Consider the following 17,418-nt stretch of genomic DNA (forward strand, 5'->3'; position numbering starts at 1 on the left):
TATCGGGACTATCACATTCATTATAAAACACTATCTACTGAATTCAAGCAGATAATATTATAACAAATCTAATTAAAACGATAATCTTAATTGGGCTCCAAATACACTTGGGCTACCTGCAATGAATGTAGGGAATCCAATTTGATTACCACTATTGCCAGCATCAATAAGATATTTCTTATTGAAAGCATTCTTTCCATATAAAGAAAGGTCATAGATGACATGCTTTATCTTTCTACTCATTCCTAAATTTACATTTACCAAGCCATATCCATCCTGAGTTAACTGTGGATCATTATCGTCTTCGAAATATACTTTTGACTTGTAGACATAAGATGGACGGAAATAGATACGTGTGTGTTTGTCAATGTCATAACCAGCATCAACTCCTACAGAACAGGTAGTTTTAGGTGTAAGTCTGAAACGATGACCAGCATATTCCTGAGGATTTCCATTTTCATCATTATCATTAAACTTACCGTCAATATAAGCATAATTTACAAAAAATGAAACATGAGAATCTATGGCATAACGTATTCCAGCTTCAAAGCCTAAACAATGGGCTTTACCTGCATCATTCGCTGTATACACTTTTGCGATAGAACCTGTTGAATTTGTAAGCGTCATTGTCTGAAAGTGTGACCAGTCATAATAGTATGCGCTTAAATCATAGCTAAGCGTTTTATTGAGTAATGCACCCTTTAATCCTATTTCATAGCTAATAATAATCTCTGGCTTGAGGTGGCTTATATTATCGGCTGAATTATTAAAGGCTATAACTCCAGGGCGTCTACCCCTAGATATACTTACATAAGCATTGTTTCCTGAAAACAAATAATTAGCAACAAGACGTCCTACCCATGAATAATAATTATCACTGGCATAAACAGTTTTGTCTGTTGGTTGGTATAAGATACTGCCGAACAGCGCATCAGGCTGAGTTGAAGATTTATAACCAGTACGCTGATGTTCATAAGTTCCTCTAAGTCCGGCTGTCAACGACAATCCTTTAGCAACAGTAAGCGTTCCATCAGCAAACACCTCAGCAGCCTGATTGATACCATAGTTAGTTCCCTCTTCATAATGAGAAGGATTTAAAGGTAAGGCAGAAGCTGATTTTATAGTAGTCAAAATAGTTTGTCCCTGTGTGCCAAGTGAAGCCAACATATCATCAAGTGATATATTATAAGCTGCCAAAGCTGTTTTTACATCACCATAAAAATCAGGAGTTGTTGTTAACTTGCTGGTTTTAGTAAGATCATAAGACGAAGGGAACCATTTATTTAGCAATCCTGTCATCATCTGAGAAACAGCAGACTGATAGGCAGCAGGCAACATCGTTGGCAATATAGCGGCTAGTTTGGTAATCTGTGGTTGAACTTTAGCAGCGAAAGCCTTATAAGCGTATGCTGGATATAATGACTGAAGATTACTGCGCACAACTGCCTGTTGACTGGAATTTTCATAAAAGTAACTGGCTCCTACAAAGCCATTGAAGTTTCCCTTATTATAATTCAGTCGCATTTCATGACTAAACTGCACACCTTTTTCGTTCTCTTCGCAATCAAGAAGCGGAAGATATGTTCCGTCTGCATCAAAGTTTTCGTTTGACTTAAAGGCTCTGAAGCCTGTTATTGTGGAAAGATGCAGATTGTTATTGTAGTCATGATTAGACAGAAGTGTAGCTCCACCAACATGTCGTTTAATACCCAGACGTTTACCTTCTTCAAGACTTGCAGCAGTGAATGGACTTACATCACCACCTTGAGGAGCCAGACTATTGCTTTTAAAGGATGTGCCTGGATAATCATCATATTGATAATTTAATATCAAGTCGAAATAGGTGTTATCATCTGTAAACAAGCGTGTTGAATTTCGTAGTGCCAAAGCACTCTTACCATTCAAGCTACCTCCTGATAAATTCTTAATGAATCCGTCATGGGCATCGTATGAGAATGCAAAACGATTGGATAATTTATCTTTAATTAAAGGAGTATTGATGAAACCAGAAACACCACGTTGGTTATGAGTGCCATAATTAAGTGCAACTTCACCAGTAACATAGTTAACTGGTTTGTGATTTATAAAATGCATTGCACCTATCTCAGCTCCACGACCAAACAATGTTCCCTGAGGTCCTTTCACGACCTCAACACGTTCCATATCGAAAAGTTCTACAACAGATGCCCGTGAGCGTGACATAGGCACACCATCCTGAAATACAGATATTCGTGGTTGTGAATAAGATTCACCATCATCAGAAGTTACACCACGTATGACATATCCTGGATTATTAGGACTTTGGAGTTGTACTTGCAATCCAGGAATATATTGTGCCATTTCGTCCATCTGCTTAACATTCAACATCTGCAAACTTTGACCAGACAATGCACTCACAGCAACAGGAACATCTACTGCAGACTGATTTCGTTTCTGAGTGGTGACCAAAACTTCGTCAAGTAATTTATGATCTTGGCTCATCACGACTTTCATATTATCCGTGATATTTAATCGTTGGCGCTTATATCCTATATAAGAAAACTGTAGTTCACCCTTATTAACTGTTGAAGGTAGAGAAAAGGCTCCTGAGGCATTTGTAACGACAGAGAGATTTGAACCCATCAACGATATAACTACGCCAGGCAAAGGCTGTCCGTCATCATCAACAACAACTCCCCTATTCACGTTATCAACCGCACCAAAAGAAAGTGTGGAGAAGGCGACAAGTGACAAACTTAAAAACAATCTTTTAAACTTTTTCATTTCATTCTATTTTATATCAATACTGAAATCATTATCAGCTGGTAGAGTGTCGTTGCCAATAGCCTTTGCAACTCGTCTGAATATGAGACTCCATTTAAATGAGTAATCCTTCCTAATCATATTTGCAATCTGAACTCTTTGTGCTTCTTCTGCATCGGTTATTTTCTCATCGCCATAATAATTTTTAATCATCATTTCTGAGAGAAAGTCGATTGCTTTGGTCCTTACGGAATCGGGCATCTGCATAGGAATAACTTTCTGCAAGAAATTGTTAAACCCTCTAGTTTCATAGCTTTTAGAATAATCCTTAAAACTAATCTTACCTGAATAGCTATCTATTGTATTAATATGGTGTGTCGTGATTTTCATTTTATCACCTTGTATCGTGATTAATCTATATGGCGAGGGATAACTAACCAAGGAACCCGTTTCAACATCATATATGCCTTTATATTGCGTGATATCCTGTGCGTGGGAATGCCCTGTAAGCATAACTTTCAAACCTTCTTTATGCATCATCGAAGCTATTGGCAGATTGTTGTCTATTACATAGCCCGGTATCATCTTATTCTGGTATTGCCAATGTTCAAGCAAGCCATGATGCATCATTCCGATAACGGTAATGCCTTGCTTCTTAGCATTAGCCAACTGTTCTTTAATAAATAATAATGTGGCAGGTCTTAGCCTTCCTGGAGTGACACAAATATCTTTATTAAAATCATTTTGATCTGATTCAGTAGCGTCTAAAGCAAGAATGCGCAATCTTGGAGTAAGCTGATACACATAAGAGAGAGAAGCTGTATCACGAGCTATTGCCTGACCATACCCATAATCTTTATAGATTTGCGCAAATTCAGAACGCGATATTGTTGCTACCCTTGTTTTAGTATTGCCATCATATTCCACCGCATGAGGATTATTCACATCGTGATTACCAGGAATAACAAGTATGGTAATGCCAGCATTTCTTAGTCTGCTCAAACAATTATCAATCAAATAACGATGAGACACCAACTCGCCATCCTTAGTTAAATCACCCGGTATTAGGAGATACTTAACTGATGAATGCAGAATGCTATCCGTAAATGCATTTAATAATGATGCAGACTCACGAAGCATTTTCCTATCTTGGCTTATATAATCGGAAAAAGCCTTTCCGTCTTCCTTCAAAAGAGATGGAGACATTACGTGCACATCTGAAACGACAGCCATCTGCACTTGAGCCACCGATGACGGGGCAACTAATAAAAACGACAAAATACATGTCCAAATTTTTTTGATTATTTCCATTTTTCTTTATTTAGTACAATGCAAAAATATATACTTAAAATTACAATAAGATTTAGAATTCATTTAGATTATATTAAAGTTGTTTTAAGAAAGCTGAACGATATTTTACTTAGTGACACAAAAAGAAATCTTGACAATGATTATTGCTGATTATATTCAGTTGGAAACATCGATAAAAGGCATTACGCAGAATGCGTTACACATTTTGCGTAACACATTTTGCGTAATCAAAATAAATCATTATATTTGCAATCGTATTAAAACATAAATAATATGGAAAATCCCTTTGTTATAAAATCATACAAGTCAAAAGAGCTGTTCTGTGATCGTGAGAAAGAGCTGGAAATACTTATCCGTAACTTTGAGAACGACACAGATACGACTATCGTATCACTTCGTAGAATGGGTAAGACAGGACTTATATATCGTTTGTTTGATGAAATTAAGATTCAGTCACTTGACATTTTGCCAGTGTACGTGGATATTTACGCCTCTCGCACAATAGCTGATTTTATTAAACTGACAGCAGAAGCTGTACTAAGAGCATTCCCTCAGGAAAGCAAACTTGGAAAAAAATTCATGAAGTTCATTAAATCACTGCGTCCACAATTCTCATTTGATGCACTTACTGGTGAGGTTCAATTGCAGATTGGCTATCAAGGTGTTGCAGAAAAGGAACACACATTAAAAGAGCTGTTTGAGTTTTTAGATCAACAGAACATCCATATTCTTCTTGCATATGATGAGTTCCAGCAAATACGCGAATACCCAGAACAAAACATTGAAGCACTACTACGCACATATATGCAGACACTTAAAAACGTGCATTTCATTTTCTGCGGAAGTAAAAAACATCTTATGACGGATATATTTGCCAATGCTAAGAAACCATTTTATTCTAGTACGGCTTTTTTATCTATAAATAAGATTGCGAAAGAAAATTATAGATTATTCATCAAAAAGATGTTTGATGACAACGACAGAACTATCACCGATGAAACTGTTGACTATATACTAGACTGGACCAGACAACATACATATTACACACAAAGTCTCTGTCACACGATATTTGCCGACGGAGCAAAGGAGGTGAAAATTGATAACGTGAAAATGGCATGTCTGGAAATATTACAGCAAAACGAAATGTTGTATCTGCAATACAGACAAATGCTAACTAACACTCAATGGAATTATCTTATAGCCGTAGCTAAGGAAGGACAGGTAACGCAGATAACAGCAAAGGCTTTTCTTGCCAAATATGATATCGGCACTCCATCTACATCTAAACGTTTGGTGAATTCGTTGTGTGAGAAAGAACTACTGTCGGATGTAGTAACTAAAGATGGTACATATTATTCTGTGTATGATGTATTCATGTCACGCTGGCTAGAAAGGGAATTCTGAGAACAAACATACGTAACACATGAACATCATTCAAAATCGGCAACAGCCTATTTAACTTTTTTTATCATCGTCAAGTAACATATGTGACCTAGCATCTATTTTATAACAAATACATTTGCATCCGAAATCAGAAATATACACAAAAAGTAGATTTACTGATTAGATATAACATTATTAATATAATAAATAGATTATGGACGATAAAATGTTTTGTTACCAATGCCAGGAAACAGCTAATGGAACTGGATGCGTGTTGAAAGGCGTTTGCGGAAAACAACCACAGACTTCAGAGTATATGGACTTGCTGCTCGCTGTAGTAAGAGGTGTGGCAGTTGTAGATAGCGAACTTCGCAAAACAGGTAAGACCACTTGTGACTGCGTGAACGACTTTGTGATTGACGCTTTATTCTGCACCATCACTAATGCTAACTTTGACGATGACAGTATTGCTGCCCGCATAGAGAAAGGTATTGAGATAAGAAACAAACTGATAGCTAAGGCTGATGGCATTACATTGCCTGATTATGAAGAACTGAAATGGAACGGCGACAAGAGTTCGTATGATGAAGCATATAAAAAGGTTGGCGTGCTGAGAACTGAAAACGAAGACATCCGTTCATTGAAAGAACTTACTGTTTATGGACTTAAAGGACTTGCAGCTTATTATGAACATGCAGCAAGACTGGGATTCACTGATAAGGAACTGATTAACTTTACATGTGACGCACTTGCAACAATAACAAATCCTAATGCTGGACAGGAAGAACTATTCAACCTTGTATTGGAAACAGGTAAAGCTGGAGTGAAAGCTATGGCTATGCTTGATGAAGCAAATACTAAGAGCTATGGTAATCCTGAAATAACAAAGGTGAACATCGGAGTTGGTAAAAACCCTGGTATACTGATTAGCGGTCACGACTTGCACGATATTGAAGACTTGCTAAAACAGACTGATGGTACGGGCATTGACGTGTACACTCACGGTGAAATGCTACCTGCTCATTATTACCCACAACTGAAGAAATATAAGCATCTTGTAGGTAACTACGGAAACGCATGGTGGAAACAAAGAGAGGAATTCTCTAGTTTCAATGGTCCTGTTGTATTTACAACAAACTGTATCGTTCCTCCTCTTGCAAACGCAAACTACAAGGAGCGCATGTTTACAATGAACAGTACTGGTTTCCCAGGATGTAAACACATAGAGGCAGGAAGCGACGGACACAAAGACTTCACAGAAGTTATCGAGGCTGCTCGCCAATGCAACGCACCTACAGAAATAGAACACGGAGAGATATTGGGAGGATTTGCTCACAATCAGGTGCTTGCACTAGCCGACAAAATTGTAGAGGCTGTGAAGAACGGAGACATCAAGAAGTTTGTCGTTATGGCTGGCTGTGACGGACGAATGAAGAGCAGAAACTATTACACAGACTTCGCTAAGGCTTTGCCAAAAGACGCAGTGATACTTACTGCTGGATGCGCAAAATACAAATACAACAAACTTGAACTCGGCGACATCAACGGTATTCCAAGAGTGCTCGACGCAGGACAATGCAACGATAGTTACTCACTTGCCGTAATAGCAATGAAACTGCAAGAGGTGTTTGGACTTGACGACATCAACAAGTTGCCAATAGCATACAACATCGCATGGTATGAGCAGAAGGCTGTAATTGTTTTGTTGGCACTGCTCAGTCTGGGCGTGAAGAATATACATCTAGGTCCATCTCTACCTGCATTCCTTTCTGCAAACGTTGCTAACGTGCTTGTTGAACAATTCGGTATTGCCGGAATAACAACCGTAGAAGACGATCTGAAGATATTTGGAATGTAATAGAGTTACGTTTTTGTTGACTCGTAAATAAAATACTGTCCCCAAGTTGCACATCACTGTGAAGCTTGGGGACAAAGACTTTTTCTCAAAAAAAACTAATAACTAATCCTAATAATGTAAATCCTATCTCATAAAAAAAATTATTGTTCGTTTTATTATACAGCAAAGGTAGTTGTTTCTACAATACACAGGAAATTAATTCAGCAAACTGGCACTTTTGTTCAACGAACAGCGTATCACAATATCATATCACAAATGATGATTAAGCATTTTTTGTTTCCTCACATGATTATTATGCTTCAAACACAGATAACGATTATTGCTAATTCTACTTGATATATAGATATTTCTATGAGGGTTTATATAAAAAGCAAATTGACATCACCACTAGTAACTAAAAGACTCACAAGGGGTATAAAACAAAAAAGTTTGTGTTTTATTTTGTATTTTCCCCAATTTGCAGTACCTTAGACGACCCTATTATTAAAATATTATGACGACAAAAGAATTGATGCGCGAAGCAATAAGCTTGGCAAACGAAAATGTAAGAAATGGCGGTGGACCTTTCGGTGCCGTAATTGCAGATAAAAACGGTAATATTATTTCTACCGGAGTAAACCGTGTTACAGCTAATCACGACCCAACAGCTCATGCAGAGGTAAGCGCAATAAGATTGGCAGGAAAGAAACTGGGTACATTCTCTTTGGAAGGATGCTCTATATACACATCGTGCGAGCCTTGTCCTATGTGTCTTGGTGCAATATACTGGGCACATCTTGACAAGATATATTATGCCAACACAAAAGAAGACGCAAAGAACATTGACTTTGACGACTCATTCATCTATGACGAAATTGCGCTTTCCCCTAACAAGAGAAAGAAACCATCTGAACAAATGCTCAGAGAAGAGGCTATAAAGACTTTCGAAGACTGGGCGAAAAAAGACGATAAGATAGAATACTAAGGTCTTTGCACGGCGCAGTGCAATCGTTTGCATACAATTTTAATTAATTGATTAGCATTGTGGAAACGATTGCACTGAAATAAGTTGTATATTCGCAACATAAACTATAATTATAATATTATGAAGCGAATATATGTAATCATATTTAATTGTATCCTAAGTATTTGTGCATTTGCGCAAGGTTGGCCAGCCAACTACGGAGGGGTGATGCTACAAGGCTTTTACTGGGACTCTTACACTGACACAAAATGGACTAATCTCGAAAGTCAGGCTGATGAGCTGTCACAATACTTTAATCTGATTTGGGTTCCACAAAGTGGTAACTGCAATACAACAGGTAATGTAATGGGATATTTGCCTGTATATTACTTTGATCAAAACAGCAGTTTCGGAACGCAAACCGAACTAAAGTCAATGATAAAGACTTTTAAAGATAAGGGGCTTGGAACGATTGCAGATGTGGTGGTGAACCACAGAAACAATCTTGGAGTAAACGGTTCATGGGTTGATTATCCTTCTGAAACATACAACGGCGTTACCTATCAGATGCTGCCTACAGACATTGTTGCCAATGACGACGGAGGAGCAACTAAGACGTGGGCTGACTCAAAAGGAATAAGCCTAAGCAGTAATAATGATGAAGGCGAAGACTGGAGTGGATGCCGTGACCTTGATCACAAGAGTGCAAACGTGCAGACTATTATTAAGGCGTATGAGAATTTCCTTATCAATGACCTTGGATATACTGGCTTCAGATATGACATGGTAAAGGGATTCAATGCCAGTCATGTAGCTGACTATAACGATGCAGCAGGAGTTAGTTATTCGGTAGGTGAATGTTGGGATTCAAACTCTACTATAGAGGCATGGATCAATAATACGAACAAGAAGAGTGCAGCATTTGACTTCCAATTCAGATATAATGTCAGAGATGCAGTGAACAACAACGACTGGTCAAAACTGAACAGTACAAACAATTTGGTTCACGATGTAAACTACAGTCAATATGCTGTGACTTTCGTGGAGAACCACGATACGCAATATCGCAGTGCTACAGAAACACTTGACCCTATAAAAAAAGATACATTGGCTACAAATGCCTATCTGCTGGCTATGCCTGGAACTCCTTGCGTTTTTCTGCCTCACTGGAAAGCATATAAGCAGGAGATAAAGTCTATGATTGACGCACGAAAGGCTGCCGGAATTAAGAACACAAGTACATATACAAATATGGCAAACAGCCAACTCCACTACGCAAACAGAGTGGAAGGCGACCACAATATGATTGTTGTTGTAGGGTTCGACGTAAATACGTATGTGCCAACAGGATATACAAACATTCTTTCTGGTTATCACTATAAATACTTTATGGAGAACAAAGCCGAACTTGCTTTCGCAGATAAAGCTTCGGGAACATATTCTGCTGCATTTGATGTAACTGTAACAGCTGCGTCAGAGAATGCAAATGCCAAACTTGTTTATACCCTTGACGGAACAAATCCAACAACAAGCAGTGAACAACTAGCTAGCGGCAGTAAAATAAATATTTCATCAAGCGAGACGTTGAAAGTGGGATTGCTGAAAGATGGTGCTGTATCAAGCATTATCACACGTGACTATATAGTAAAGCCTTTCACCGCTCACAAGGCTACAGTATATCTTAAAGACCCTTCATGGTCAGCTCTTTACTTCTATGCTTGGGATAGCACGGGGAATCTCAATGGAGCTTGGCCTGGAAACACTGTTACCGACAGTAAGGTTATTGACGGTAATACATATTATTATAAGACGTTTGACGTAAATTCGGCTGGATACACCTTCAATATAATATTTGATCAAGGCAGTGGTAAATTACAGACTGTTGATCTAGGTCCAATAAGTGAAGATACCTATTACGAGATTTCAAGCTTGGTAAACGGCAAATATTCAGCAAATGACATCACTTCTGTTGTTACAGGAATAGACAATATCACAACAAACAACAACAGTGTATCTACAAATAATGCATGGTATAACCTTGAAGGTATGCGCCTTACAGCCAAACCTACACAAAAAGGAATTTACATACATCAAGGGAAGAAGTTGGTTGTGAAATAATCCAACCTCTACCCCATTCAGTTCACGAATACATAACGATATTGTTTATCTTATTAGCATAAACAATATCGTGATTAGTATAAACGTTACTACTGCAGATACTGCCAACATTGCATTCCATATTTTCAATACATTGTTCATAATAATAAATATTAATCGTTTATTTTACGCTGTAAATGTACTTAACGTATATTACAACTCAATTAAGACCGTGTTAATATAGCATTACAATGTAATACGTGTTACTATGATCTTCGAAAAAATGCAGTAAGAAACACAGGCTATCCTCGAAAAAGTGTGGAATTCACATCAAAGTATCCTCGAAAAAGTGTTGTAAATTGCAATTTCTATCCTCGAAAAAATGTGTAAAATGCTTTGAAGTATCCTCGAAAAAGTGTGATAATAAGAAGAAACAATAAAGGCGCATCTAATAAGATGCGCCTTTTATTTGTATTTTATAATAAATTATTCAGCTACAGGAGCCTCTTCCTGAACCGTAAAGCTCTTGAGGTCCTCAACAGTGAATGACTTAATGTAAGCAACCTTACCAATAATATCTTCCTCAGTCATGCGAACATAAACGTTTGCACTCTTCTTGAAGAGTTCTGGAGCACGTGTAGCATCCTCAATGATAAGCAGTGACATGATTATCTCTGCTGTCATATCATAAAGACGACGAGCAAGGAAATCGTGCATATCCTGATTGTTTGCTTCCTTAACATAGTTAAGAGCATCTTCGTATAGATCAACAAGTTTTGCTACACGTGTCTGCAATGGCTTAACGCAGTCGCAAACCTCAGTCTGAAGCATATCCTTAATGATAGAAAGATATGTGCCGTTAGTGATGTAGCGAACAGCTGCAACAACCTGAAGCTGTGTTGTACCCTCATAGATAGAGAAGATACGAGCATCACGGTACAAACGCTGACTCTTATACTCCATAATGAAACCAGAACCACCATGAATGCTAATAGCATCATAAGAGTTTTGAGTTGCATATTCAGAGTTCATACCCTTAGCGATAGGTGTGAAAGCATCAGCAAGACGAGTATATGTCTTCATCTCAGCGCGCTCCTCTGGAGTTAGCTTGCGCTCACGTGAAATATCTTCCAAAGCCTTGTAGATATCTACGTAGCGAGCTGTCTGATAAAGAAGTGAACGACCAGCGTCAAGTTTAGCCTTCATACGAGACAACATATCATAAACTGCTGGGAATTCAACAATCTTCTGTCCGAACTGTGCACGCTCCTGAGCATAAGCAAGACCCTCATTGTAAGCCTCCTGCTCAACACCAACAGACTGTGCTGCAATACCAAGACGAGCACCATTCATAAGTGCCATGACATACTTGATAAGTCCTAGACGAGTGTTACCACAAATTTCAGCCTTAGCATTCTTGTAAACAAGCTCACATGTTGGTGAACCGTGAATACCAAGCTTGTGCTCGATGTGACGAACGTCAACACCGCCATCACGCTTATCATAGATAAACATAGACAAGCCACGTCCATCCTTAGTACCTTCCTCAGAACGAGCAAGAACCAAGTGAATATCAGAGTCACCATTAGTGATGAAACGCTTAACACCGTTCAAACGCCATGTACCGTCTGCGTCCTGTGTAGCCTTAAGCATTACGCGCTGAAGGTCAGAACCTGCATCAGGCTCTGTAAGGTCCATAGACATTGTTTCACCTGCTGCTATACGTGGAATATACTTCTGGCGCTGCTCCTCTGAACCAAACTCATAAAGAGTATCGATACAAGACTGGAGTGACCATACATTCTGGAAACCAGCATCAGCTGCAGATATAACTTCACTGAGCATAGAGAATGTGATGTTAGGCAAGTTAAGACCGCCATAACGTCTTGGCATAGAGATTCCCCAAAGACCAGCCTTACGGGTAGCGTCAAGGTTCTCGAATGTCTTGCTGGCATAAATCATTCTGCCATTCTCAAGATGTGGACCTTCAAGGTCTACACTTTCAGAGTTAGGCTCAACGATATTTGCAGCTACATCTCCTGTAATATCAAGAATACGCTTATAGTTCTCTATAGCGTCTTCATAGTTGACAGGGGCATCATCGAAATTCTCTTTGTCTGCATAGTTGCGCTCTTTGAGTTCAACGATGCGCTTCATCAGAGGATGATTCAAGTGGAATCCAATCTCTGGATGATCTGTATAATAGTTTGCCATTTTATTATTTACTATTCTGTTTGTAATACTTTATTAGCTTTGGAACAACCGCTTCAACAGTACCATTAATGATGTAATCAGCAATCTTATTGATTGGAGCATCAGGATCATTGTTGATAGAGATTATGATACCAGAATCCTGCATACCGGCGATATGCTGAATCTGACCAGAGATACCGCAAGCGATATATACCTTAGGATGAACTGTAAGACCAGTCTGTCCTATCTGACGATCAGAGTCTATCCAACCAGCATCAACGGCGGCACGGCTTGCGCCAACCTCTCCATGAAGTTCCTTGGCAAGCAAGAACAACTGATTGAAACCTTCTTTACTTCCTACACCGTAACCACCAGCTACAACGATAGGAGCACCTTTAAGATTATGCTTTGCAGCCTCAACGTGACGATCGAGAACCTTTACAACGAAATCTGTTGTAGGTACATATTTTGCTACGTCAGCATAAACGACCTCATTTTTTGCCTTACCATCATAAATAGCCTGCTGCATTACGCCTGAACGTACAGTCGCCATCTGTGGACGATGATCAGGGTTAACGATTGTAGCAACTATATTACCACCGAAAGCAGGACGAATCTGATACAACAGACCTTCATAAAGCTTACCAGTCTTCTTATCTTCATAGCTACCAATCTCAAGCTGTGTACAATCGGCTGTAAGACCTGAAGTAAGTGAAGAACTTACACGAGGACCAAGGTCACGACCGATAACGGTTGCGCCCATAAGGCATATCTGTGGTTTCTCTTCCTTAAACAAGTTTACCAATATATCAGTATGAGGAGCTGATGTATAAGGGAACAATCCCTCTTCATCAAAAACAAACAATTTATCAACACCATAAGGCAAGATCTGACTTTCTACCTTATCTTTGATGCCAGTACCGGCAACAACGGCTTCAAGTTCTACACCAAGTTCGTTAGCTAGCTTGCGACCCTTAGTGAGTAATTCCTGAGATACCTCGGCAACAGTAGTGCCTTCGATCTCGCAATATACAAATACGTTATTCATAAGTCTACTACTATTAACCAATAATCTTTTCGTCCAATAATTCCGTGATAAGTCCCTCTACATCTGCATCACAGCCTGTAAGGGTCTTGCTCTCTTTAGCCTGGAATACAATATTCTTTACAGCTTTCACCTTTGTTGGTGAACCGCTAAGACCACACTGTTTTGCATCACCATCAACATCAGCAACAGACCACTGATTAAGGGTTAGATAAGGACGCTCAGCATAAAGCTCTGTCCAAGGCTCGTCACCCTTACGTTCCATAGGGCAAGTAGCATATTTGTATTTCATTACAAGTTTTGCGTTGCATGGACGACAAGGAGCTGCACTTCCGTTTACGGTAACTACAACTGGTAAAGGAGCCTCAACTGTCTCAACGCCACCGTCAATATGACGACGGATTGTAGCTTTACCATCTTCTACCTTTATTATTTCCTCTGCATAAGTAACCTGATTAAGTCCCAGCTTCTGTGCTACCTGTGGGCCAACCTGTGCAGTATCGCCATCAATAGCCTGACGACCACCTATTACTATATCAACGTCACCTATTTTCTTTATACCTGTTGCCAAAGCATAAGAAGTTGCCAATGTATCAGCACCGGCAAAGAGGCGGTCGGTAAGCAACCAACCGGTATCGGTTCCACGATATAGTCCCTGACGAATGATTTCGCCAGCACGTGGAGGGCCCATTGTGAGAATTCCAACTGTTGAGCCTGGATTCTGGTCCTTCAAACGAAGAGCCTGCTCCAAGGCATTTAAATCTTCAGGATTAAAGATAGCAGGAAGAGCAGCACGATTTACGGTGCCTTCTGCTGTCATTGCATCCTTTCCCACATTTCGTGTGTCAGGTACTTGCTTAGCAAGTACAACGATTTTCAATTTCATAAATTATTATATATAATTGTGTATTTTGCTTCAAAGCTGGTCGCAAAATTACTTATTTTTTATAAGCGCACCAAATAAAATGCACAAAATCAACCCCTTTGTGCACAGAATAGGCTTTTTGTGCAATTTAAAAAATAAGGTATAAAGTATGATTTATAACATGATATTTATGCGATTACATTGTTCTTTTAAGGGATTATGAAGATGAAAAAAGGGATGGTTGACTTCACAGCCCATCATCCCTTATACTCAAGTCAAAAATACGATTAATCGATATTTCTAAAACTTTCTATTCAAACATCTTCAAGGAATTATAATAGGCCATCCTTCATCATTCCATTTTAATTCTTTCTTCACAAGATGCGGCATTCCATTGTCATGTATTTCATAACCATGAGCAAAAAGATATGTGTGTCCGGAGAAATCATAAACAGAACAGTGACCGACTGCAGCATAAGTTTTGTGATCACCCTCCAAAAGAATACTACCTCCTCCTCGCAACATATCCTTACCATCTCTGTCAAGATAAGGACCCTTTACATTCTTAGAACGACCTATTGCTATTTTATAGTTACTTTTTAATCCCCTGCAACAATAATCAAAAGATACAAAAAGATAATAATATCCACCACGATGATAAATAAACGGAGCTTCGACTGCATCATCCCCAGGTAAACTATCTGGTAGCGCATTATTCATTCTTTTGCACAAACTATACCATTCTTCAGGCTGCGCTACAGCATCCATCTCTGTTGTAAGTTTGACTAGCTTGATGCCATTCCAAAATGAGCCAAACGCCATCCATGGAGTACCATCCCCATCTACGATAACATTAGGGTCTATGGCATTCCATTCGTTTCTGCCGGGAACAGAATTAACGATGCATCCCTTGTCTTCCCATTTATAACGTGGATCAGAAGGATTCAAAGTTACATTCTCTGTATGACCTATTGCTGAACGATTTTTACCAAATGTAGAACAACTGTAAAACAAATGGTATTTACCTTGATAGAAGATGATATCTGGCGCCCAAGTATGTCCATTATATCCAGGAACCATTTTCATTGCCCATTGTGGTGGAGAATCAAATACAGAAGGCTCATCACGCCATTTGTTTAAATCAGCAGAAGAATACACCTGTATTCCCTGACCTGTACAATATATATAATAGCGGCTACCATCATAAGCGAGCACAGGATCGTGCACAAATGGTGATGTAATACCGTCGGTTGCTTTCACTGTCATCAAACAAGAAAGCAAAACCGTACATGTAATCAATAATTTTAGTTTCATTCTTCTGTATTCTAAATTAAGTATTTCTGACTTGATCTTAGTTTACTTTCTTACCCCAATATGTCTTTTTACCATTATAACCTGCATAGACGATAGTAGCTTTACGAGGAGAAGCCTCCCAATCTACTTCACGCTGTAGATAGAGTTTAACTCCATTGACAGTAAGCACTTTACTTGTGGCATCATAACTCCATGTTGCACCTGTCCATGTTCCTGCTGTAACTGTATGATTAGCATCAAGAGTCATTGCCGTTGCAACATCCTGTTTAGCGTAATTATAACTTAGATCAATATGTTCCCAATTGCCAACAAGTTCGCTCTCTGTTATAGCAGCTTGCGGGACTGCACCGTAACGTTCAGGCATCACAACAGGCCAACCATCTTCTGACCAGCGTATGCTGCGTACCTGTCCCATCATAATAGCATTGCTATATGCGTTTCCACCCACATTAGCAGGGAATCTGCCTTGTGAAAAGAAAAACCAGTTACCATTCCCGTCATCGAATACAGCACAATGCGATATACCTACCCATCCATAACCTTTTGAGAATTTATAAGGATGCGTAACTATAGGGTATGCGTCACCGCCATTGTTGGTAACATCAGTACCATCTATACCCACGTAAGGACCATCTATATTCTTGGAACGTACAACACGTGTATTATATGCCACAGACAATTCATCGTAAGCCATAAACATATAATAATAACCATCATGGTATACAACCTCTGGAGCCTCGGAAGCTTGCCAACGGTTACCCATCTGACGAGTATTAATCAATTTTCCATAAGCAGAAATATCAGTACCCCATGGATTACCCAGTGCATTAAGCGGTAAACCAGTAGAAGAGTTAAGTTGAACTGCTGCGAAGCCAGAATGCCATGAACCATAAACCAACCAATGTTCACCACTTTGTGTGATGATATATGAAGGATCTATGGCATTATACTTGAAATAGCAATTAGCCCAATCATTAGACTTTACATTAAAATTAAGTCCTTTATCTGATGCGTTTGTAATCACATATCCTTTATCTACCCAACTGCTTACATTGGATGGTGTAGCAGTTTCCATCATACCTATGAAAGAACGTTCCGACCAAGTATTATCCCCATTGATTGTACCAGGAATTGTGATAACATAATACATACGATACAGATTCGCGCTGACACGGCGTACACAAGGTGCCCAAAAACCGAACTGTGTTTCATCATTGAAATTAACTGTGCTGGCAGATAGCCCCATATTAGCACGAATCTCATTCAATTTGGTCTTAACCCATGAAGGAAGGCTTGACATTGTGGCTCCCATAAACTCCCAGTCTACAAGATTCTTGGAACGACGACAAAAGAAATGTCCATGTCCGATATGCGCATTACCATATGATGCATCGGTCTGATACATGTAGTAATAACCATCATCAGCTTTCATCACAGTAGGATCGTGAACATTAGCGAGATTCCATTTACTACGGTTATCCCAACTTGCAATAGACGTATAATCATCATTATATGTTGGTGCTACATAACTTGCCAACTGATCATCAGGACTGTCTGGAGTTGTAGGTGTTGTCTTATTGACTTCGTCAACAGTGTCGCCACCTGAGCAGCCTATAGCAAATAGGCTGCTCAATGACAACAATATTATATTCAGATATTTCATTTTA

The 17,418-nt window shown here is 39.1% G+C and carries 11 protein-coding genes; 4 read left to right on the forward strand and 7 right to left on the reverse strand.

The window, feature by feature from the left end:
* Positions 1–72: 72 nt before the first annotated feature.
* A complete protein-coding gene (locus tag B045_RS0106775; protein ID WP_018463518.1) occupies positions 73–2,763 on the reverse strand; it encodes a TonB-dependent receptor in 2,691 nt (896 codons plus the stop codon).
* Between the two features lie 6 nt (positions 2,764–2,769).
* Positions 2,770–4,053 carry a metallophosphoesterase family protein gene (locus B045_RS0106780; RefSeq protein WP_018463519.1) on the reverse strand — a complete coding sequence of 428 codons (1,284 nt, stop codon included), beginning with the start codon at positions 4,051–4,053 and terminating at the stop codon, positions 2,770–2,772.
* A gap of 273 nt (positions 4,054–4,326) precedes the next feature.
* Between B045_RS0106780 and B045_RS0106785 the strand changes: the two genes are divergently transcribed.
* From B045_RS0106785 to B045_RS0106800, 4 genes are all read left to right on the forward strand, one after another.
* Positions 4,327–5,457, forward strand: coding sequence for an AAA family ATPase (locus B045_RS0106785; RefSeq protein ID WP_018463520.1), 1,131 nt, complete (start codon positions 4,327–4,329; stop codon positions 5,455–5,457).
* 193 nt (positions 5,458–5,650) lie between these two features.
* On the forward strand, positions 5,651–7,294 hold the full coding sequence (hcp, locus tag B045_RS0106790) for a hydroxylamine reductase (protein WP_018463521.1): 1,644 nt from the start codon (positions 5,651–5,653) through the stop codon (positions 7,292–7,294).
* Between the two features lie 493 nt (positions 7,295–7,787).
* Positions 7,788–8,258, forward strand: a complete 471-nt coding sequence (locus tag B045_RS0106795; RefSeq protein ID WP_018463522.1) for a nucleoside deaminase — start codon at positions 7,788–7,790, stop codon at positions 8,256–8,258.
* 120 nt (positions 8,259–8,378) lie between these two features.
* Entirely contained in the window at positions 8,379–10,355 is a 1,977-nt protein-coding gene (locus B045_RS0106800) for an alpha-amylase family glycosyl hydrolase (RefSeq protein WP_025884070.1), read from the forward strand.
* A 465-nt stretch (positions 10,356–10,820) separates the two neighbouring features.
* Here the strand turns inward: B045_RS0106800 and B045_RS0106805 are convergent, their stop codons facing one another.
* The 5 genes from B045_RS0106805 to B045_RS0106825 form a co-directional block, all read right to left on the reverse strand.
* On the reverse strand, positions 10,821–12,548 hold the full coding sequence (locus B045_RS0106805) for an acyl-CoA dehydrogenase family protein (RefSeq protein WP_018463524.1): 1,728 nt from the start codon (positions 12,546–12,548) through the stop codon (positions 10,821–10,823).
* Positions 12,549–12,552: 4 nt separating this feature from the next.
* A complete protein-coding gene (locus tag B045_RS0106810; RefSeq protein WP_018463525.1) occupies positions 12,553–13,575 on the reverse strand; it encodes an electron transfer flavoprotein subunit alpha/FixB family protein in 1,023 nt (340 codons plus the stop codon).
* Between the two features lie 13 nt (positions 13,576–13,588).
* The gene (locus B045_RS0106815; RefSeq protein ID WP_018463526.1) at positions 13,589–14,458 is read right to left on the reverse strand and encodes an electron transfer flavoprotein subunit beta/FixA family protein; all 870 of its coding nucleotides are present in this window, start codon (positions 14,456–14,458) and stop codon (positions 13,589–13,591) included.
* Between the two features lie 303 nt (positions 14,459–14,761).
* Positions 14,762–15,751: an arabinan endo-1,5-alpha-L-arabinosidase gene (locus tag B045_RS0106820; protein WP_025884068.1), complete on the reverse strand. Its 990-nt coding sequence runs from the start codon at positions 15,749–15,751 to the stop codon at positions 14,762–14,764.
* Between the two features lie 37 nt (positions 15,752–15,788).
* Positions 15,789–17,414, reverse strand: coding sequence for an arabinan endo-1,5-alpha-L-arabinosidase (locus B045_RS0106825; RefSeq protein ID WP_018463528.1), 1,626 nt, complete (start codon positions 17,412–17,414; stop codon positions 15,789–15,791).
* Between the last annotated feature and the right edge of the window lie 4 nt (positions 17,415–17,418).

This window comes from Segatella paludivivens DSM 17968 = JCM 13650, assembly GCF_000373185.1.
Classification (GTDB): Bacteria; Bacteroidota; Bacteroidia; order Bacteroidales; family Bacteroidaceae; genus Prevotella; species Prevotella paludivivens.